The sequence below is a fragment of the Flavobacterium pasteuri genome, assembly GCF_048286615.1.
Taxonomy (GTDB): domain Bacteria; phylum Bacteroidota; class Bacteroidia; order Flavobacteriales; family Flavobacteriaceae; genus Flavobacterium.
This window is the reverse complement of record NZ_JBLVPN010000012.1, coordinates 1-15,099: the sequence shown is the minus strand read 5'-3', so window position 1 is coordinate 15,099 and position 15,099 is coordinate 1. Positions and strand designations below refer to the sequence as shown.

Annotated in this window: 10 protein-coding genes; all 10 read left to right on the top strand. The window is 36.0% G+C overall.

Translation table 11 applies throughout. The annotated features are described in order from the left end of the window. Nucleotides 1-4 precede the first annotated feature (4 nt). On the top strand, nt 5-1,054 hold the full coding sequence (locus ACNQF6_RS15245; RefSeq protein WP_099713776.1) for an NADH-quinone oxidoreductase subunit G: 1,050 nt from the start codon (nt 5-7) through the stop codon (nt 1,052-1,054). Next, nucleotides 1,047-2,099, top strand: coding sequence for an NADH-quinone oxidoreductase subunit NuoH (gene nuoH / locus ACNQF6_RS15240; protein ID WP_417966833.1), 1,053 nt, complete (start codon nt 1,047-1,049; stop codon nt 2,097-2,099). The genes ACNQF6_RS15245 and nuoH overlap by 8 nt, the downstream gene beginning before the upstream one ends. 116 nt (nt 2,100-2,215) lie before the next feature. Next, nucleotides 2,216-2,761 carry a NuoI/complex I 23 kDa subunit family protein gene (locus ACNQF6_RS15235; RefSeq protein WP_091172451.1) on the top strand — a complete coding sequence of 182 codons (546 nt, stop codon included), beginning with the start codon at nt 2,216-2,218 and terminating at the stop codon, nt 2,759-2,761. Continuing rightward, nucleotides 2,761-3,273 carry an NADH-quinone oxidoreductase subunit J family protein gene (locus ACNQF6_RS15230; protein ID WP_282713893.1) on the top strand — a complete coding sequence of 171 codons (513 nt, stop codon included), beginning with the start codon at nt 2,761-2,763 and terminating at the stop codon, nt 3,271-3,273. The genes ACNQF6_RS15235 and ACNQF6_RS15230 overlap by 1 nt, the downstream gene beginning before the upstream one ends. A gap of 1 nt (nt 3,274) precedes the next feature. Next, the gene (gene nuoK / locus ACNQF6_RS15225; RefSeq protein WP_066079401.1) at nt 3,275-3,595 is read left to right on the top strand and encodes an NADH-quinone oxidoreductase subunit NuoK; all 321 of its coding nucleotides are present in this window, start codon (nt 3,275-3,277) and stop codon (nt 3,593-3,595) included. A 6-nt stretch (nt 3,596-3,601) separates the two neighbouring features. Beyond that, nucleotides 3,602-5,485: an NADH-quinone oxidoreductase subunit L gene (gene nuoL, locus ACNQF6_RS15220; protein WP_417966830.1), complete on the top strand. Its 1,884-nt coding sequence runs from the start codon at nt 3,602-3,604 to the stop codon at nt 5,483-5,485. 9 nt (nt 5,486-5,494) lie between these two features. Further along, nucleotides 5,495-6,937 carry a complex I subunit 4 family protein gene (locus ACNQF6_RS15215; protein WP_417966828.1) on the top strand — a complete coding sequence of 481 codons (1,443 nt, stop codon included), beginning with the start codon at nt 5,495-5,497 and terminating at the stop codon, nt 6,935-6,937. A gap of 13 nt (nt 6,938-6,950) precedes the next feature. Then, entirely contained in the window at nt 6,951-8,321 is a 1,371-nt protein-coding gene (locus tag ACNQF6_RS15210) for an NADH-quinone oxidoreductase subunit N (RefSeq protein ID WP_417966825.1), read from the top strand. A gap of 200 nt (nt 8,322-8,521) precedes the next feature. Beyond that, a complete protein-coding gene (locus ACNQF6_RS15205; protein ID WP_417966823.1) occupies nt 8,522-9,238 on the top strand; it encodes a DsbA family oxidoreductase in 717 nt (238 codons plus the stop codon). A gap of 629 nt (nt 9,239-9,867) precedes the next feature. Next, nucleotides 9,868-15,099, top strand: a 5,232-nt coding sequence (locus ACNQF6_RS15200) for an Ig-like domain-containing protein (RefSeq protein ID WP_417966821.1), incomplete at its 3' end; no start/stop codon positions are given.

Here is a 15,099-nt window from a genome sequence, read left to right as displayed (position 1 = left end):
AAACATGAAAGTAACCATAGACGGTCAAAGCATAGAAGTAGAACCAGGAACAACAATCCTGCAGGCAGCACGTATGATAGGTGGAGAAGTAGTTCCGCCAGCGATGTGCTATTATTCTAAACTAAAAGGTAGCGGTGGAAAATGCCGTTGTTGTTTAGTTGAAGTTTCCAAAGGAAGTGAAGCCGACCCAAGACCAATGCCTAAATTAATGGCATCTTGTGTTACCGGTTGTATGGACGGAATGGAAGTGAACAGTAAATCTTCACCGAGAGTAACCGAAGCCAGAAAATCTGTAACAGAGTTTTTATTGATCAATCACCCATTAGATTGTCCGGTTTGTGATCAGGCAGGAGAATGTGATTTGCAAAATTTAAGCTTCGAACACGGGAAATCAGAAACTCGTTTTATCGAAGAAAAAAGAACTTTTGAGCCAGAAAACATTGGTCCAAATATTCAATTGCACATGAACCGTTGCATCCTTTGTTACCGTTGTGTAATGGTTGCAGATCAGTTGACTGACGATCGTGTACACGGAGTAATGGATAGAGGAGATCATTCTAATATATCAACTTGTATCTCAAAAGCGGTTGATAATGAATTCTCCGGAAATATGATTGATGTTTGTCCGGTAGGTGCTTTAACTGATAAAACATTTAGATTTAAATCTAGAGTTTGGTTCAGCAAGCCTTATAATGCACACAGAGATTGCCCTACTTGTTCTGGAAAAACTACTGTTTGGATGTTTGGTGACGAAATCCAACGTGTTACCGGAAGAAAAGATGAGTACCATGAAGTAGATGAATTTATTTGTAATGGATGTCGTTTTGACCACAAAGACATAGCTGATTGGACTATTGAAGGACCAAGAGCATTCGAAAAAGATTCGGTTATCAATCAAAATAAATACAACAGAAAATTACAAAAAGTGGAAATCGCTACTGAAGAAAATATTCTTTTAGGTAGAGAAGAAGACCGTAAGAAAATAAGCATGGTCGAAATTCCATTGACCGAAGAAGACATTATTAATCAAAAAAGCTTGGGTAATAATGGATAGTACTATTATCATAGAAAAAAGTGTCATTATTGTTGCAGTTTTTGCTTTGACAATGTTAATGGCAATGTATTCCACTTGGGCTGAACGAAAAGTTGCCGCTTGGCTTCAAGATCGTGTTGGACCAAATAGAGCCGGTCCTTTTGGATTGTTTCAACCGCTTGCCGATGGTTTAAAATTATTCTCGAAAGAAGAATTTGAACCAAATACACCAAACAGATTTTTGTTTTTTGTAGGTCCTGCAATTGCAATGAGTACCGCATTAATGACCAGTGCCGTAATTCCTTGGGGAGATAAATTGCATTTGTTTGGAAGAGATATTTTATTGCAGGCCACTGATTTAAACATTGGATTATTATACTTTTTTGGAGTTGTTTCAGTAGGTGTTTACGGAATCATGATTGGTGGTTGGGCATCTAATAATAAATTCTCTTTGATGGGTGCGGTTCGTGCTGCTTCGCAAATGGTATCTTATGAAGTTGCCATGGGACTTTCGATGATTGCTTTGTTAATGATGACCGGAACGTTGAGTTTAAGAGAGATTTCGGCACAACAAGCAGGTATGAACTGGAATGTTTTTTACCAACCGTTATCTTTTATTATATTTTTGATTTGTGCTTTTGCAGAAACGAACAGAACTCCTTTTGACTTAGCGGAATGCGAAAGTGAATTAATTGGAGGTTATCATACGGAATATTCATCAATGAAAATGGGATTCTATTTATTTGCTGAATATGCGAATATGTTCATTTCTTCTACTATTTTAGCCGTTTTATTCTTTGGAGGTTATAATTATCCTGGAATGAGTTGGGTGGTTGAAAATTGGGGTGTAAATATTGCCAACATTTTAGGATTTGGTGCTTTGTTTATCAAATTGTGCGGATTCATATTTTTCTATATGTGGGTTCGTTGGACTATTCCAAGATTCAGATACGATCAATTGATGCATTTGGGTTGGAGAATATTAATACCATTGTCGATCATTAATATTATAATTACCGGAATTGTAATTTTGAGAAGTGAAATTGCAACTTATTTAGGATTTTAATCAGTACCGAAAAAGCCCTAGCCCTGATAGCAGTGGAAATCCTTTATTGTTTTTTCTTTAAAAAACAATAAAGATTGAAACGGATAGCAGGATTAAGCTTCAAATAAAAATAAAAAATGTCAATAGAAAGTATATCCTTATCGGGAAGAAAAAAGCAAGTCTCTAACAAGGAGATGACTTTTTGGGAAAGAATGTATCTTGTTGCGATTGTCAAAGGTTTGATAATTACGATTCAGCATTTGTTTACTAGAAAAGTAACGATTCAATATCCGGAGCAAGTACGTGAAATGAGTCCGGTGTATCGCGGTCAGCACATGTTGAAACGTGATGAGCAAGGTCGTGAGAACTGTACGGCTTGTGGTTTATGTGCGTTGTCTTGTCCTGCGGAAGCGATTACGATGAAGGCTGAAGAACGCAGAGCAGATGAAAAACATTTGTACAGAGAAGAAAAATATGCGTCGATATATGAAATTAATATGTTGCGTTGTATTTTTTGTGGATTGTGTGAAGAGGCTTGTCCTAAAGACGCCATTTACCTGACAACTTCTAAAGTTTTAGTTCCGTCTAGTTACGAAAGAGAAGATTTTATCTTTGGAAAAGACAAATTGGTCATGCCTCTGGAAATGGCAATGAAAAACGCTCAACTTAAAAACGCTAACTAATGTCTACGATACTTATAATTTTTTGTGTATTGGCTGCTATCACATTAGCAACCGCATTTTTGACAATTTTTAGCAAAAATCCGATTCACAGCGCTATTTATTTAGTGATTTGTTTCTTTTCGATTGCAGGTCATTATCTATTATTGAATTCTCAATTCTTGGCGATAGTGCATATTATTGTGTATTCTGGAGCGATTATGATTTTGTTTTTATTCACCATCATGTTGATGAATTTAAATGAAGAACATGAAGTGCATAAACCAAGGATCACAAGGTTAGGTGCTATTGTTTCTTTTTGTTTGATTTGTTTGGTTTTGATAACCATTTTTATCAACTCAAAACCTATTGTTGGAGAATACGTAACTACCGGCGAAGATTATCAATCTATAAAGGTATTGGGTAAAATACTGCTGAATGAATATATGGTTCCGTTTGAATTTGCTTCTATATTACTTTTGGTTGCTATGATTGGAACTGTATTATTGTCTAAAAAAGAAAAATTGCAAAAATAAGATGAACAATATTTTAAACCACATTGGTATTGAAAATTATATATTCCTAAGCGTAATACTTTTTTGTATTGGCGTTTTCGGAGTGTTGTACAGACGAAATGCCATTATCGTATTTATGTCAATTGAAATTATGCTGAATGCAGTAAACTTATTGTTTGTAGCATTTTCGACCTATCATCAAGATGCGCAAGGACAAGTTTTTGTGTTCTTTTCGATGGCTGTTGCTGCGGCAGAAGTTGCGGTAGGATTGGCGATTCTGGTTTCTATCTTTAGAAATTTAGGTTCAATTACTATCGATAATTTAAAAAACTTAAAAGGATAAATGGAAATGAATACCAATATAGCTTTAGTTTTAGTTCTTGCTCCTTTTTTAGGATTTTTAATCAATGTTTTCTTTGGCAAAAGCCTTGGGAAATCACTTTCAGGAATAATCGGAACACTTTCAGTGATAGTTTCTTTTATTGTAACTGCTTATTTCTTCAGTGGAATAGCTGCGCAACCGGAAGGAATTCGAATTTCACTTTTTGATTGGATCCAAATCAGTAATTTCAATGTTGATTTTGGATTTCAATTGGACCAATTATCTATTTTATGGTTGCTTTTCGTAACTGGAATTGGGTCTTTGATTCATTTGTATTCGATCAGTTACATGCACGATGATGAAAATATGCACAAGTTTTTCGCGTATTTGAATCTGTTTATATTCTTCATGATTACTTTGGTAATAGGAAGTAACTTATTAGTAATGTTCATTGGATGGGAAGGCGTAGGTCTTTGTTCGTATTTGTTAATTGGATTCTGGCATAAAAACCAAGAGTACAATGACGCTGCTAAGAAAGCGTTCATCATGAACCGTATTGGTGATTTAGGCTTGTTAGTTGGGATTTTCATTCTTGGAAATTTATTCTCAACTTTAGATTATGCTACTTTAAAAACGGCTATTGCTGGTGCAACAAATCTTGATATGTATTGGCTTTCTGTTGCTGCATTTGCTTTATTCATTGGAGCTTGCGGTAAATCAGCACAAATTCCACTGTATACGTGGTTACCAGATGCGATGGCTGGTCCAACACCAGTTTCAGCATTGATACACGCGGCTACGATGGTAACTGCAGGAATTTTTATGATTACCAGATTGAATTTCTTATTTGATTTGACTCCAGATGTGCAATCGATAATTGCTGTAGTTGGAGCGGTTACTGCTTTAGTAGCTGCAACTATCGGATTAGTTCAAAATGATATTAAGAAAGTATTGGCTTATTCTACTGTTTCTCAATTAGGGTTAATGTTTTTGGCTTTAGGTTTAGGCGCTTATGAAGTAGCTGTTTTCCACGTAATCACGCACGCTTTCTTCAAAGCTTGTTTGTTCTTGGGTTCAGGTTCTGTAATTCATGCTTTGCACGGAGAACAAGACATGCTCAACATGGGTGGTTTGAAAAAAGCTATGCCAATTACTTTTGCAACAATGTTGATTGCTTCTTTAGCAATTTCCGGAGTTCCATTATTCTCAGGATTTTTCTCGAAAGACGAAATCTTATTAGTGGCTTTCCATCATAATATTCCGTTATGGGTTGTGGCTTCGGTTGCCTCTATAATGACTGCTTTTTATATGTTCCGTTTAATGTTTTTAACGTTCTTCCAAGAATTTAGAGGAACCGCAGAACAAAAACACCATTTGCACGAGAGTCCTTCTTTGATTACCATTCCTTTGATTGTTTTAGCAATTTTGGCTACCATCGGTGGTATGATTAGTTTGCCTGGAAACAGTTGGTTGAATCATTATTTGATTCCAATTTTACCAAAATTAGCAACCGCTGAACACCATTTAGGAACTACTGAATATATCTTGATGGCTATTGCTGTTGTGGGTGGATTAGTAGGAATTGGTATTGCATACGCCAAATACATCAAACAAAATACAGTTCCAACAGAAGATGCTGCTATTACAGGATTTTCTAAAGTGCTTTACAATAAATATTATGTTGATGAATTTTATGACGCTATTTTTGTTAAACCAATTAATTTCTTGTCTCGTTTTTTCAGGGACACTGTAGAAACTGGTTTGTCAGCTTTAGTTTTTGGATTCGGAAAAGTTACCAACGAAATAAGTTACCAAGGAAAGAAAATACAAAATGGAAGCATTGGTCTTTATCTTTTTGTTTTCGTATTAGGGCTTTGTGCCATTGTTTCTTATTTATTTTTAGCTCAATAATCTTATACTATGAATGTATCTCTAATATTAATTATACTTTTGGTTGGTGCGTTTGCAACTTTTCTTGCAGGCGATAAACTGGCTTCAAAAGTGGCTTTGTTTTTTGGATTAGCTGCTGCAGGCGCTTCTATTGTATTATTAAATCACTATAATTTAGGTGAAAACATCAGTTTCATCAACCAGTGGATTACGCAGCCTAATATTTCTTTTGCTCTAAAAGCAGATGGATTATCAATGGCAATGCTGTTGTTGACCACAGTTTTGACTCCAATAATTATATTTTCCTCTTTTGGAAATGACTATAAAAATTCAAAATCATTTTATGCTTTAATCTTGTTTATGGCGTTTGCAATGGCAGGAACTTTCTTGGCATCAGATGGTTTGTTGTATTATATTTTCTGGGAATTAGCATTGATTCCTATTTACTTTATCGCCTTAATTTGGGGTAACGGAGATACTGAAGAACGCAAAAAAGCGGTAGTTAAATTCTTTATCTACACACTTGCAGGTTCTTTATTTATGTTGGTTGCTTTTGTTTATATGTATCAAAAAGCAGGAAGTCTTTTATTAGAAGATTTATACAAGTTGAACTTAACAGCAACGGAACAATTATGGATATTCTTGGCTTTCTTCTTAGCGTATGCCATTAAGATTCCATTAATTCCTTTCCACACTTGGCAAGCAAATGTGTACCAAAAAGCGCCAACTGTTGGTACCATGCTTTTGTCTGGTATCATGCTAAAAATGGGATTGTACAGTGTTGTCCGTTGGCAATTGCCATTGGCGCCATTGGCAGCCAAAGAATACATGTATATTTTCATAGGACTTGGAATTGCAGGTGTGATTTACGGATCTATTGTAGCATTGAAACAAAAAGATTTAAAGAAATTATTAGCGTATTCTTCCTTGGCACACGTTGGATTAATAGCAGCCGGAACGTACACTTTGACATTAGACGGATTGCGTGGTGCAGTTTTACAAATGATTGCACACGGATTTGTAGTTGTTGGATTGTTTTATGCCGCTGAAATTATCTTTAGAAGATACGAAACTAGAGCCATTGCTGAAATGGGCGGTATTCGTACGCAATCACCAAAATTCACTTCGATGTTTTTGATTTTGGTTTTAGCATCTGTTGCCTTACCAACTACTTTTAACTTTATTGGAGAATTCACCGTTTTATACAGTCTTTCACAAATTAATATTTGGTTTGCCATTTTAGGAGGAACAACCATAATTTTAGGAGCGTATTATATGTTGAAAATGTTTCAACATGCTATGTTGGGAGAAACCAATTCAAAGCCTTTTGCTGATGTAACTGTCAATGAAGGAATAACATTGGTACTTATAATTGGTGTTTTGTTCTTTTTTGGGATGTATCCAAAACCAATTACCGATTTGATTACGCCAAGTCTGGAAGAAATTTTAACTCAAATAAACCGAATTAACTAAGTCAAATAAAAAAATGAATACATTAATAGCTATAATAGGATTAGGTGTTTTATGCCTTTTATTTGAAATTTTTAATTTAAGGAAAGCCATTGTTCCAATAACAATACTTGGATTATTGGCAGTGCTGGGTTTAACCATATCTGAATTTAATTCTACGGAGAGTTACTACAACAACATGATTGTTGTGAGTAAATTTTCTAGTACTTTTTCGTCTTTGTTTATCGTGCTTACTATTTTCTTGGTAGCTCTAGGACATAACTTTTACGAAAATCACCAATCTAAAATCTCTGATTATATTGCCATAAAAATATTTTTATTGGCAGGAGCAGTGGCAATGGTTTCTTTTGGAAACTTAGCAATGTTCTTTTTAGGAATTGAAGTATTGTCCATTGCGCTTTATATTCTTGCGGCAAGTGACCGTATGAATTTAAAAAGTAACGAAGCTGGAATGAAGTATTTCTTGATGGGATCTTTTGCTTCGGGAATCATTCTTTTTGGTATCTGTTTAATTTACGGTGCCATGGGAAGTTTTGATGTTACTGAAATTAGTGAATTATCACAATCAGCTGAGTTGCCAGTTTGGTTTCCAATAGGAATTGTATTGGTAACAATCGGAATGTTATTTAAAGTTGCTGCAGTTCCATTTCATTTCTGGGCACCGGACGTTTACGAAGGTTCTCCAGCGTTGACAACGGCATTGATGAGCACTTTAGCGAAAGTAGTTGCGATGGCGACTTTGTACAAATTATTATCTGTTATGAATGCAGATGTTTCAGAGTCATTCAAAATGGTAGTGGTTATTATTTCTATGGCTTCGATGACCGTTGGTAATATTATGGCATTGAGACAAACGAATGTAAAACGTATGTTGGCTTTTTCAGGGGTTTCCCACGCTGGGTTTATGTTGATGACTTTATTGAGTTTGTCTACATCAGCTGGAAGTTTGTTGTATTATGCCTCAGCGTATTCTTTATCAGGAATCGCAGCTTTTAGTGTAATTTTATACGTTTGTAAAAATAGAGACAACGAAGATGTGGTTAATTTCCACGGATTAGGAAAAACAAATCCATTGTTAGCCGCCATTCTTACGGCAGCTTTACTATCAATGGCTGGTATTCCAATTTTTGCAGGATTCTTTGCTAAGTTGGTTTTGTTCAATCAAACGATTCAAGCGGGTTACTTGGCTTTAGTAATTGTAGCTGTAGTAAATTCAATTATAAGTGTTGGTTATTACTTCAAATTAATTTTGGCGATGTACACTAAAGAACCAAACGAAGAAAGAAAAGGAGCTCCGGTTATTATTTATGCTGTTGCCGTTATAGCAATTGTTTTGAATGTCGTATTAGGGTTGTTCCCTTCATTTGTGTTGGATTTATTGGCTTAAGCTAAAGTTTGAAAAATATGTAGAAAACCATCAAGAGCAATTTTGATGGTTTTTTTTTGGTTCAAAGGTGCTTTATTGATTTGAATAAATATTTATTATTTCAGTATCTATAATTAAATACTAAAACAAAAAAGCTCAAAATAGAATTGATTAATTTTGTACCACACAATTGATTTTTGAGTTTAATTAAAAGAAGTAAGATGAGAAATACATTAAAAATACAAATCTGGTCGGATATCATGTGTCCGTTTTGTTATATAGGAAAAAGGAGAATAGAAGGTGCTTTACAAAATTTCGAACATAAAGATGCAGTTGAAATTGAATGGAAAAGCTTTCAGTTGGACCCAAGTTTTATTGCTTCTCCCGATGATAATATGGTCGAGCATTTGGCAGAGAAATATAGAAAAGATACCGATTGGGCACAAGAGATGCTTGATAATATGACTCAAAATGCTAAAAATTCAGGATTGGATTTCCATTTCGAAAAAGCGGTTATGGCCAATTCATTGCATGCGCATCGCTTGTTGCATTTGGCTAAAAAGTATAATTTGGCAAATGACTTAGAAGAATTACTGTTCAAAGCGTATTTGACCGATGGCAAGAATATAAATGATTTAGATACATTGAAAGCATTGGGATTGGAAGTAGGACTGAACGCTGAATCCATTGATGAAGTATTGCATTCTAATGCTTACGCAAATGAAGTGCAGCAAGATATTGAAGAGGCGCAATCTGTGGGTGTTCAAGGTGTTCCCTTCTTTGTTTTCGATAATAAATATGCAGTTTCTGGTGCGCAGCATGTGGAAACTTTTCTGAAAACATTAGAGAAAGTATGGGAAGAAGGAAAGTTTGATTCAAAAGTAACGCTATTAAATGCTACCGACGGAGACAGCTGCGGAATCGAGGGTTGTGATTAAATTTAGAATATTATTATTTTATTGTGTTTTGTGACTATTTCTATTGGTTGACACTTTTTTGTTATTGATTGAATATATTTCTATGTATTTCTTATTAATATTAATTTTATGTGCGCTTAAAGCTTCTTAGCGTGTTCAAGTAGTTTAAATGAGTTTTAATGAATATTAAAAATACTTTTAAAAAAATAAATCGGTATTAGTTTTTTATGTGTGAATTTTTTTCAGTTTGTTTTGCTTTTTTCTTAAAAAATTCATTTTGCTAGTGCCAAATCAATTAAACAGCTAGAATTATAAAGGTTTTTTGTTTTTTTGTTTTTTTTTAAGTTTTTTTTTGTAAACTTTGTCCTTAATAATAAAAATGTTCTTTTTTTTGTATTTTACAAAACCGTTTATAGTTTTTTGACGTACATAAAAGAAAAATTTCATTTAGAACCTAATTGAGTTATCATGTTACGACATTAGTTTAGGTTTCTATTTAAATATGATGCTTTCCAGTTATTAATCATAGCAATATGGTTAATGCTAGTTTTTAAGCATTAAGTTATAATGATAATTTTGATTCAATTAAAGAAAATAAATTTAATTGGTTTAAATAAAAATATATAATATTCATATAATAAATATAGCGTATGTACAACTTTACTAAGAGATGTTTTCAAAAATACTCACTATTTAATTTTAGGTTATTTTTTGTTTTTTTTCTTCTTTTATTAGGTAACTCCACCAAAATTTTTTCCCAAACGGTACAAGAGTATAATACAGCGGGTACTTTTACCTTTGTATTACCTGCTGGAACAACTAGTGCCACTGTAGAAGTATGGGGTGCTGGGGGTGGTGCAGGAGCGAGTACTGCTACGAATGGTGGTGGTGGTGGTGGTGGTGGTGCGTATGCACGTACTGTCTTTACCAATCCTACCGCTGGCAATTATACAGTGGTTGTGGGTGCAGCTGGTACCGCTGGCTCAGGTTCAAATGCTGGGGGTGTTGGTGGTAATTCTTATTTAGGTAGTACAACAAATATATTTGCTCAGGGTGGTCGTGGTGGTGCTGTTGGTGGTGCCGGTGGTGCAGGTGGTACTGTTGCAGCAACTATAGGTACTTTTCGTTTTGCTGGTGGTACCGGTGGAGTTGGTGGTGGTACCGGTGGTGGTGGTGGTGGTTCCTCTGCAGGTTCTGCCGCAAACGGTACTAATGGAGGTGGTAATGCCGGCGCAGGTGGGATAGCTCCTGCAAATGGTGGTAATGGTGGTAATGGAACCGGCAGTACTGGTGTTACAGGTTTCTTTCCTGGCGGAGGTGGTGGAGGATCTAATGATATTTCTGGTACTGCGGGTGCTGCGGGTGCAGTGGGTAGAGTAGTTATTACTTATACTTGTGCAGTAGGACCGGTTGTCTTTACTTCAGGTACTTCCTCTACGCGTTGTCAAGCTTCAGGTGTTACAACTTATGCTGCAACTTCTGCTAATTCTACTTCTATATCATACACTCTTGATGCTACAAGTTTAGCAGCTGGTAATACTATAAATGCAGCAACAGGAGAGGTAACTTTTACAGCCGCATGGGTAGGTTCTAGTACAGTTACTGCTAATGCTGTTTCTCCTGGTTGTACCGGTGCAACTGCAACACACACAATAACAACATCTGCTCTTGCTGGTCCGCCCGTATTTGCTTTGGGTAGTGCTTCACAAAGATGTGCAGGAGCTGGTAATGTAACATACAGTGCAACAGCGCCAAATTCAACTAATATTGTCTATACGCTCGATGCTACAAGTTTAGCTGCTGGAAATACAATAAATGCTGCAACAGGTCAAGTTACATACACTGCTAGTTACACTGGTAATAGTGTTATAACTGCAACTTCAAATGGATGTGGTTCTCCTAGTGCGTCACATACAGTATCTGTGATTACTTCAGTAAATACACCTGTATTTTTATTAGGTAATAGTTCAGAACGTTGTCGTGGCGCTGGTACAGCGACTTATACTGCAACTTCTAGTAATGCAACTAGTATTTCTTATAGTTTAGATAATTTAAGTCTAGTAGGAGGTAATACTATAAATAGTGCTACTGGTGAGGTTACTTTTGCAGCATTGTACACAGGTTCATTAACAATAACAGCCACAGCTACTGCTTGTGGTTTTACTGCTACTGCTACACATACTATATCAAACACAAGCGTTATAGCCGTAAACGATAGCTATACAACGACACAAGGTACTCCGGTTGCGTTTAATGTGCTTACTAATGATTTATGTAATGTAGATCCAACTTCTGTGAGTATTGTTACGGAGCCTGAAGGTGGATTATTGCAAGTTGGTGCAAACGGGCAAATCACATACGTTTCTTTTGGTTCCTTTTTTGGTACTGATACATTTACTTATCAAGTTTGTTCCACGTTTCCGGTTACTTGTAAAACGGCTACTGTTACTGTAGAAGTAGCTCAATTACTTGATGACCCTTGTAGTGAAGCAAATAAATCCAAAACATTTTACCTGCCTTTTCCTGAAAACGATACGCAATTGCGTCAAAGTTTAATAAGTGCAGCTAGTGCAAATAACTTAACTGCTCAAGCTAGGAGTATTGTAAGTTTTGCAGTACCTTATCCTAAAACGGTAATTTTTTATGACCATTGGGAAGATGGGTATGAAGTAAGTATAGACAGTCCGGTACAGCCCTCAACACTTGTTTGGGGTGATGGTATTTTAACGAATGGTACTGCGCCTGGATATCCTACAGATATTATTCCTCCCGGTGGTGTAATCACTATAGATAGTAATTTCCCTTGGAACAGACCTACATCAACAGTAGTATTTGATGGAAAAGACAAAGTTTTTTCTACAGCAAACATTTCGGTTGTGAAAGTTTCTGGGGATAATGGACTTGTGGGAGCAACACCTTTATTTAATGTACAAAACGTAAAAACCAATGTGGCCGATACCTCTCGTTTTGGACAGTTTTTTGTTTTGCCTTTTGGAGAAAATGTTACGGCTGGTCCTACAGGTTCTTTTAAATATACAGGTCTTTTTGTACGAGCACAAGAAAATGGTACAATTGTACAGCTTGATTATAACGGGGATGGTACTAATGATGTTACTTCACCTACTTTAAACCAAGGAGAAGTTTGGTTTTATAATGGTACTGCAAGAACTCCAGGTAATGAAACAGCACCTACGGATGTAAATAATGCTAATGATATAAAGGCAGGTGCTCGTGTTAGTGCTAATAAAAATGTAGGTCTAGATTTGCTTTTTGGAGGTATAGATACGTATGGTACACGTAATATTCCTATTCTACCTAGTCAATTTTATGGAAGTACCTATTACTCTCCTGTATATTCTACAGATACAACAACGCCAACACCTGTTTATATTTATTTCGTAAACCCTAATCCTGATCCTATTACCATAAATTGGACAAGAAGTGGAACAGCTCCGCTTTCTGGTACAATAACAGTACCAGGTGATAACGGTATCAACTTTTATAATGCTAACACTGCCTCTGCAACAAAATTTGTAAGTGCAGGAAGCGAGTCATACACTGCGGTAGGTATTGTAGATGCCGACCCTGCGGGTACTGGTTTTGACTGGGCTTATAATTTAATTCCAGAATCACGTTTATCTAGTTTTGTTAATTTAGCATGGGCACCAGGTTCATCTGATGGTTCTGCAAATTATAGTCCAGTTTGGATTACACCTACTGCAAATACTACTATATATGTAAAATATGATGGTAATGTATCTACAGGACCTAATCAAAGTCCGTGTGGTGCTTTTTATGATGTGTCTTTTACAGTAAATCAATTGCAATCTCAATTAATTTTAGATCCAGATCGTGACAATACCGGTATGGCTATTTACAATTGTAATGAGGTGCCAATGGCTGCCGTTTGGGGTCAGAGACCTTTTGGAGGAACGCCTGCAGGATCTCCTGCACTAGATGTAGGGTATACAATAGAGCCAAAATGTTTATCTGAATTAGTTTTCGCAACAGACGATAGACGTGTTACCGCACCAACTACACCAATTAATATAAATGTAGCAAATAATGATGCAGCATTTCTAGCTACTTTAAATCCATTAAGTGTACTATTAATTTCTCAACCTGCAAATGGTTTGGCAGTTTTAAATCCTGATGGAACAGTTACTTATACTCCTAATGCGGGTTTTGTTGGTACAGATTCTTTTAATTACCAAATTTGCGCTACATCTCCGGATCAAGGTGTTTGCGATATTGCTACTGTATACATTAGCACTGTTGCTCCAGTTGTTGCAGGTCAAAATACGGTATGTGGTACGGTGTATTTAGATTCTAATATTAACGGTCAATCTAATCCTGGTGAAACAGGACTTGGTAACATTAATGTTCAGCTTTATGAAGATTTAGATAAAAATAGTGTAATTAGTGCTGGTGACAATTTAATACAAACTGTTGCAAGTTCTAATACAGGAAATTTAGGTTTTTATCAGTTTAATATTAATCAAGATTTCCGTCAGCGCGATGAGTTTACTACCCCAGGAAGTGCAACAGGTAGTAATGGTACTTTGAATTGGGCGACAGATTGGACTAAAATAGTTGATGCGGGTGCTTTTAATGCAAACAATATTAGAGTTGTTGCTGCCGGTTTACAAATACAAGGAAATGGTGCTACCACACAAGCAGGTGCTTTAAGGTCTGCTAATATTGCAAACGCTTCAAGCGCAGTTCTTACTTATACATACGACAAGACGGCTTTCAATAGTGCTACGACAGATTTTGTAGAAGTTCAAGTTGCTTCTTCCACAGCTGGCCCTTGGACGACGCTAACTACTTATAACACAACAGCAGTGGCAACAGGAAGTGAGGCCTTTACTATCCCCACAGGTTTAATTTCTTCAACAACAAGTATTCGCTTTAGAGAATCCAATAACGCTACTTTTGCTACAACAGAACGTGTTATTTTTGATAATGTACAAATACAATCATATTATGATAGAAATTATATTGTGCAATTACAAACACCTATTGCAAATGGTTACTCACAGACATCTACACCAGTTGCATACCCTATAGCATTTGTAGGTGTAAATAATTCAGATTGCGATAATTCTTTTGGATTGTATCAATATGCACCAGTTGCAAATAATGATGACCAAAGTGCATCGCCTCTTGCAGAAGATGGAGCTAATGGTACAGTTAATGTACTTACAAATGATACAGATTTAACAGGTAATCCTACAGCACCTGTAAATGGATCGGGACAATTTACTATAGATTTAAATACTACATCTTCAGGTGTTCAAAGTATACTAACAAATGCACAGGGCGTTTGGACATTAAATCCAGCAACAGGCGAAGTAACATTTGATCCAGCAAATAACTTTAACGGAACAGCTACCTTAACGTATGAGTTGTGTGACCCATCGGCTTTATGCGATACGGCTCTTATTACTTTTGTTGTTTCTCCAGTAAATGACGCACCAATAGCAAATGATGATAATGAATCTGCAAATCCATTATCTGAAGATGATATTAATGGGATTGTAAATTTATTGACAAACGATACTGATGTAGAAGGGAATCCTTCGGGACCATTAAATGGTGTTGGACAATTTAGTGTTGATTTAGACACAGCTACAGCTGGAGTTCAAGATTCATTTACAAACGCACAAGGTGTATGGACTTTAGACATCAATACAGGTGATCTTGTTTTTGATCCTGCAACCAACTTCAACGGAACAGCAACATTAACATATAATTTATGTGACCCAGCTGGTTTATGCGATACAGCTCTTATAACATTTGTAGTAACGGCAGTAAATGATGCACCAGTTGCCAATGATGACGACCAAAGCGCTACACCACTTACAGAAGATGGTGCCAAT

Bases quoted from the DNA above. Each gene is read 5' to 3' on its own strand.
- ACNQF6_RS15245 (WP_099713776.1), top strand. From the start codon at position 5: ATGAAAGTAACCATAGACGGTCAAAGCATAGAAGTAGAACCAGGAACA.
- nuoH (WP_417966833.1), top strand. From the start codon at position 1,047: ATGGATAGTACTATTATCATAGAAAAAAGTGTCATTATTGTTGCAGTT.
- ACNQF6_RS15235 (WP_091172451.1), top strand. From the start codon at position 2,216: ATGTCAATAGAAAGTATATCCTTATCGGGAAGAAAAAAGCAAGTCTCT.
- ACNQF6_RS15230 (WP_282713893.1), top strand. From the start codon at position 2,761: ATGTCTACGATACTTATAATTTTTTGTGTATTGGCTGCTATCACATTA.
- nuoK (WP_066079401.1), top strand. From the start codon at position 3,275: ATGAACAATATTTTAAACCACATTGGTATTGAAAATTATATATTCCTA.
- nuoL (WP_417966830.1), top strand. From the start codon at position 3,602: ATGAATACCAATATAGCTTTAGTTTTAGTTCTTGCTCCTTTTTTAGGA.
- ACNQF6_RS15215 (WP_417966828.1), top strand. From the start codon at position 5,495: ATGAATGTATCTCTAATATTAATTATACTTTTGGTTGGTGCGTTTGCA.
- ACNQF6_RS15210 (WP_417966825.1), top strand. From the start codon at position 6,951: ATGAATACATTAATAGCTATAATAGGATTAGGTGTTTTATGCCTTTTA.
- ACNQF6_RS15205 (WP_417966823.1), top strand. From the start codon at position 8,522: ATGAGAAATACATTAAAAATACAAATCTGGTCGGATATCATGTGTCCG.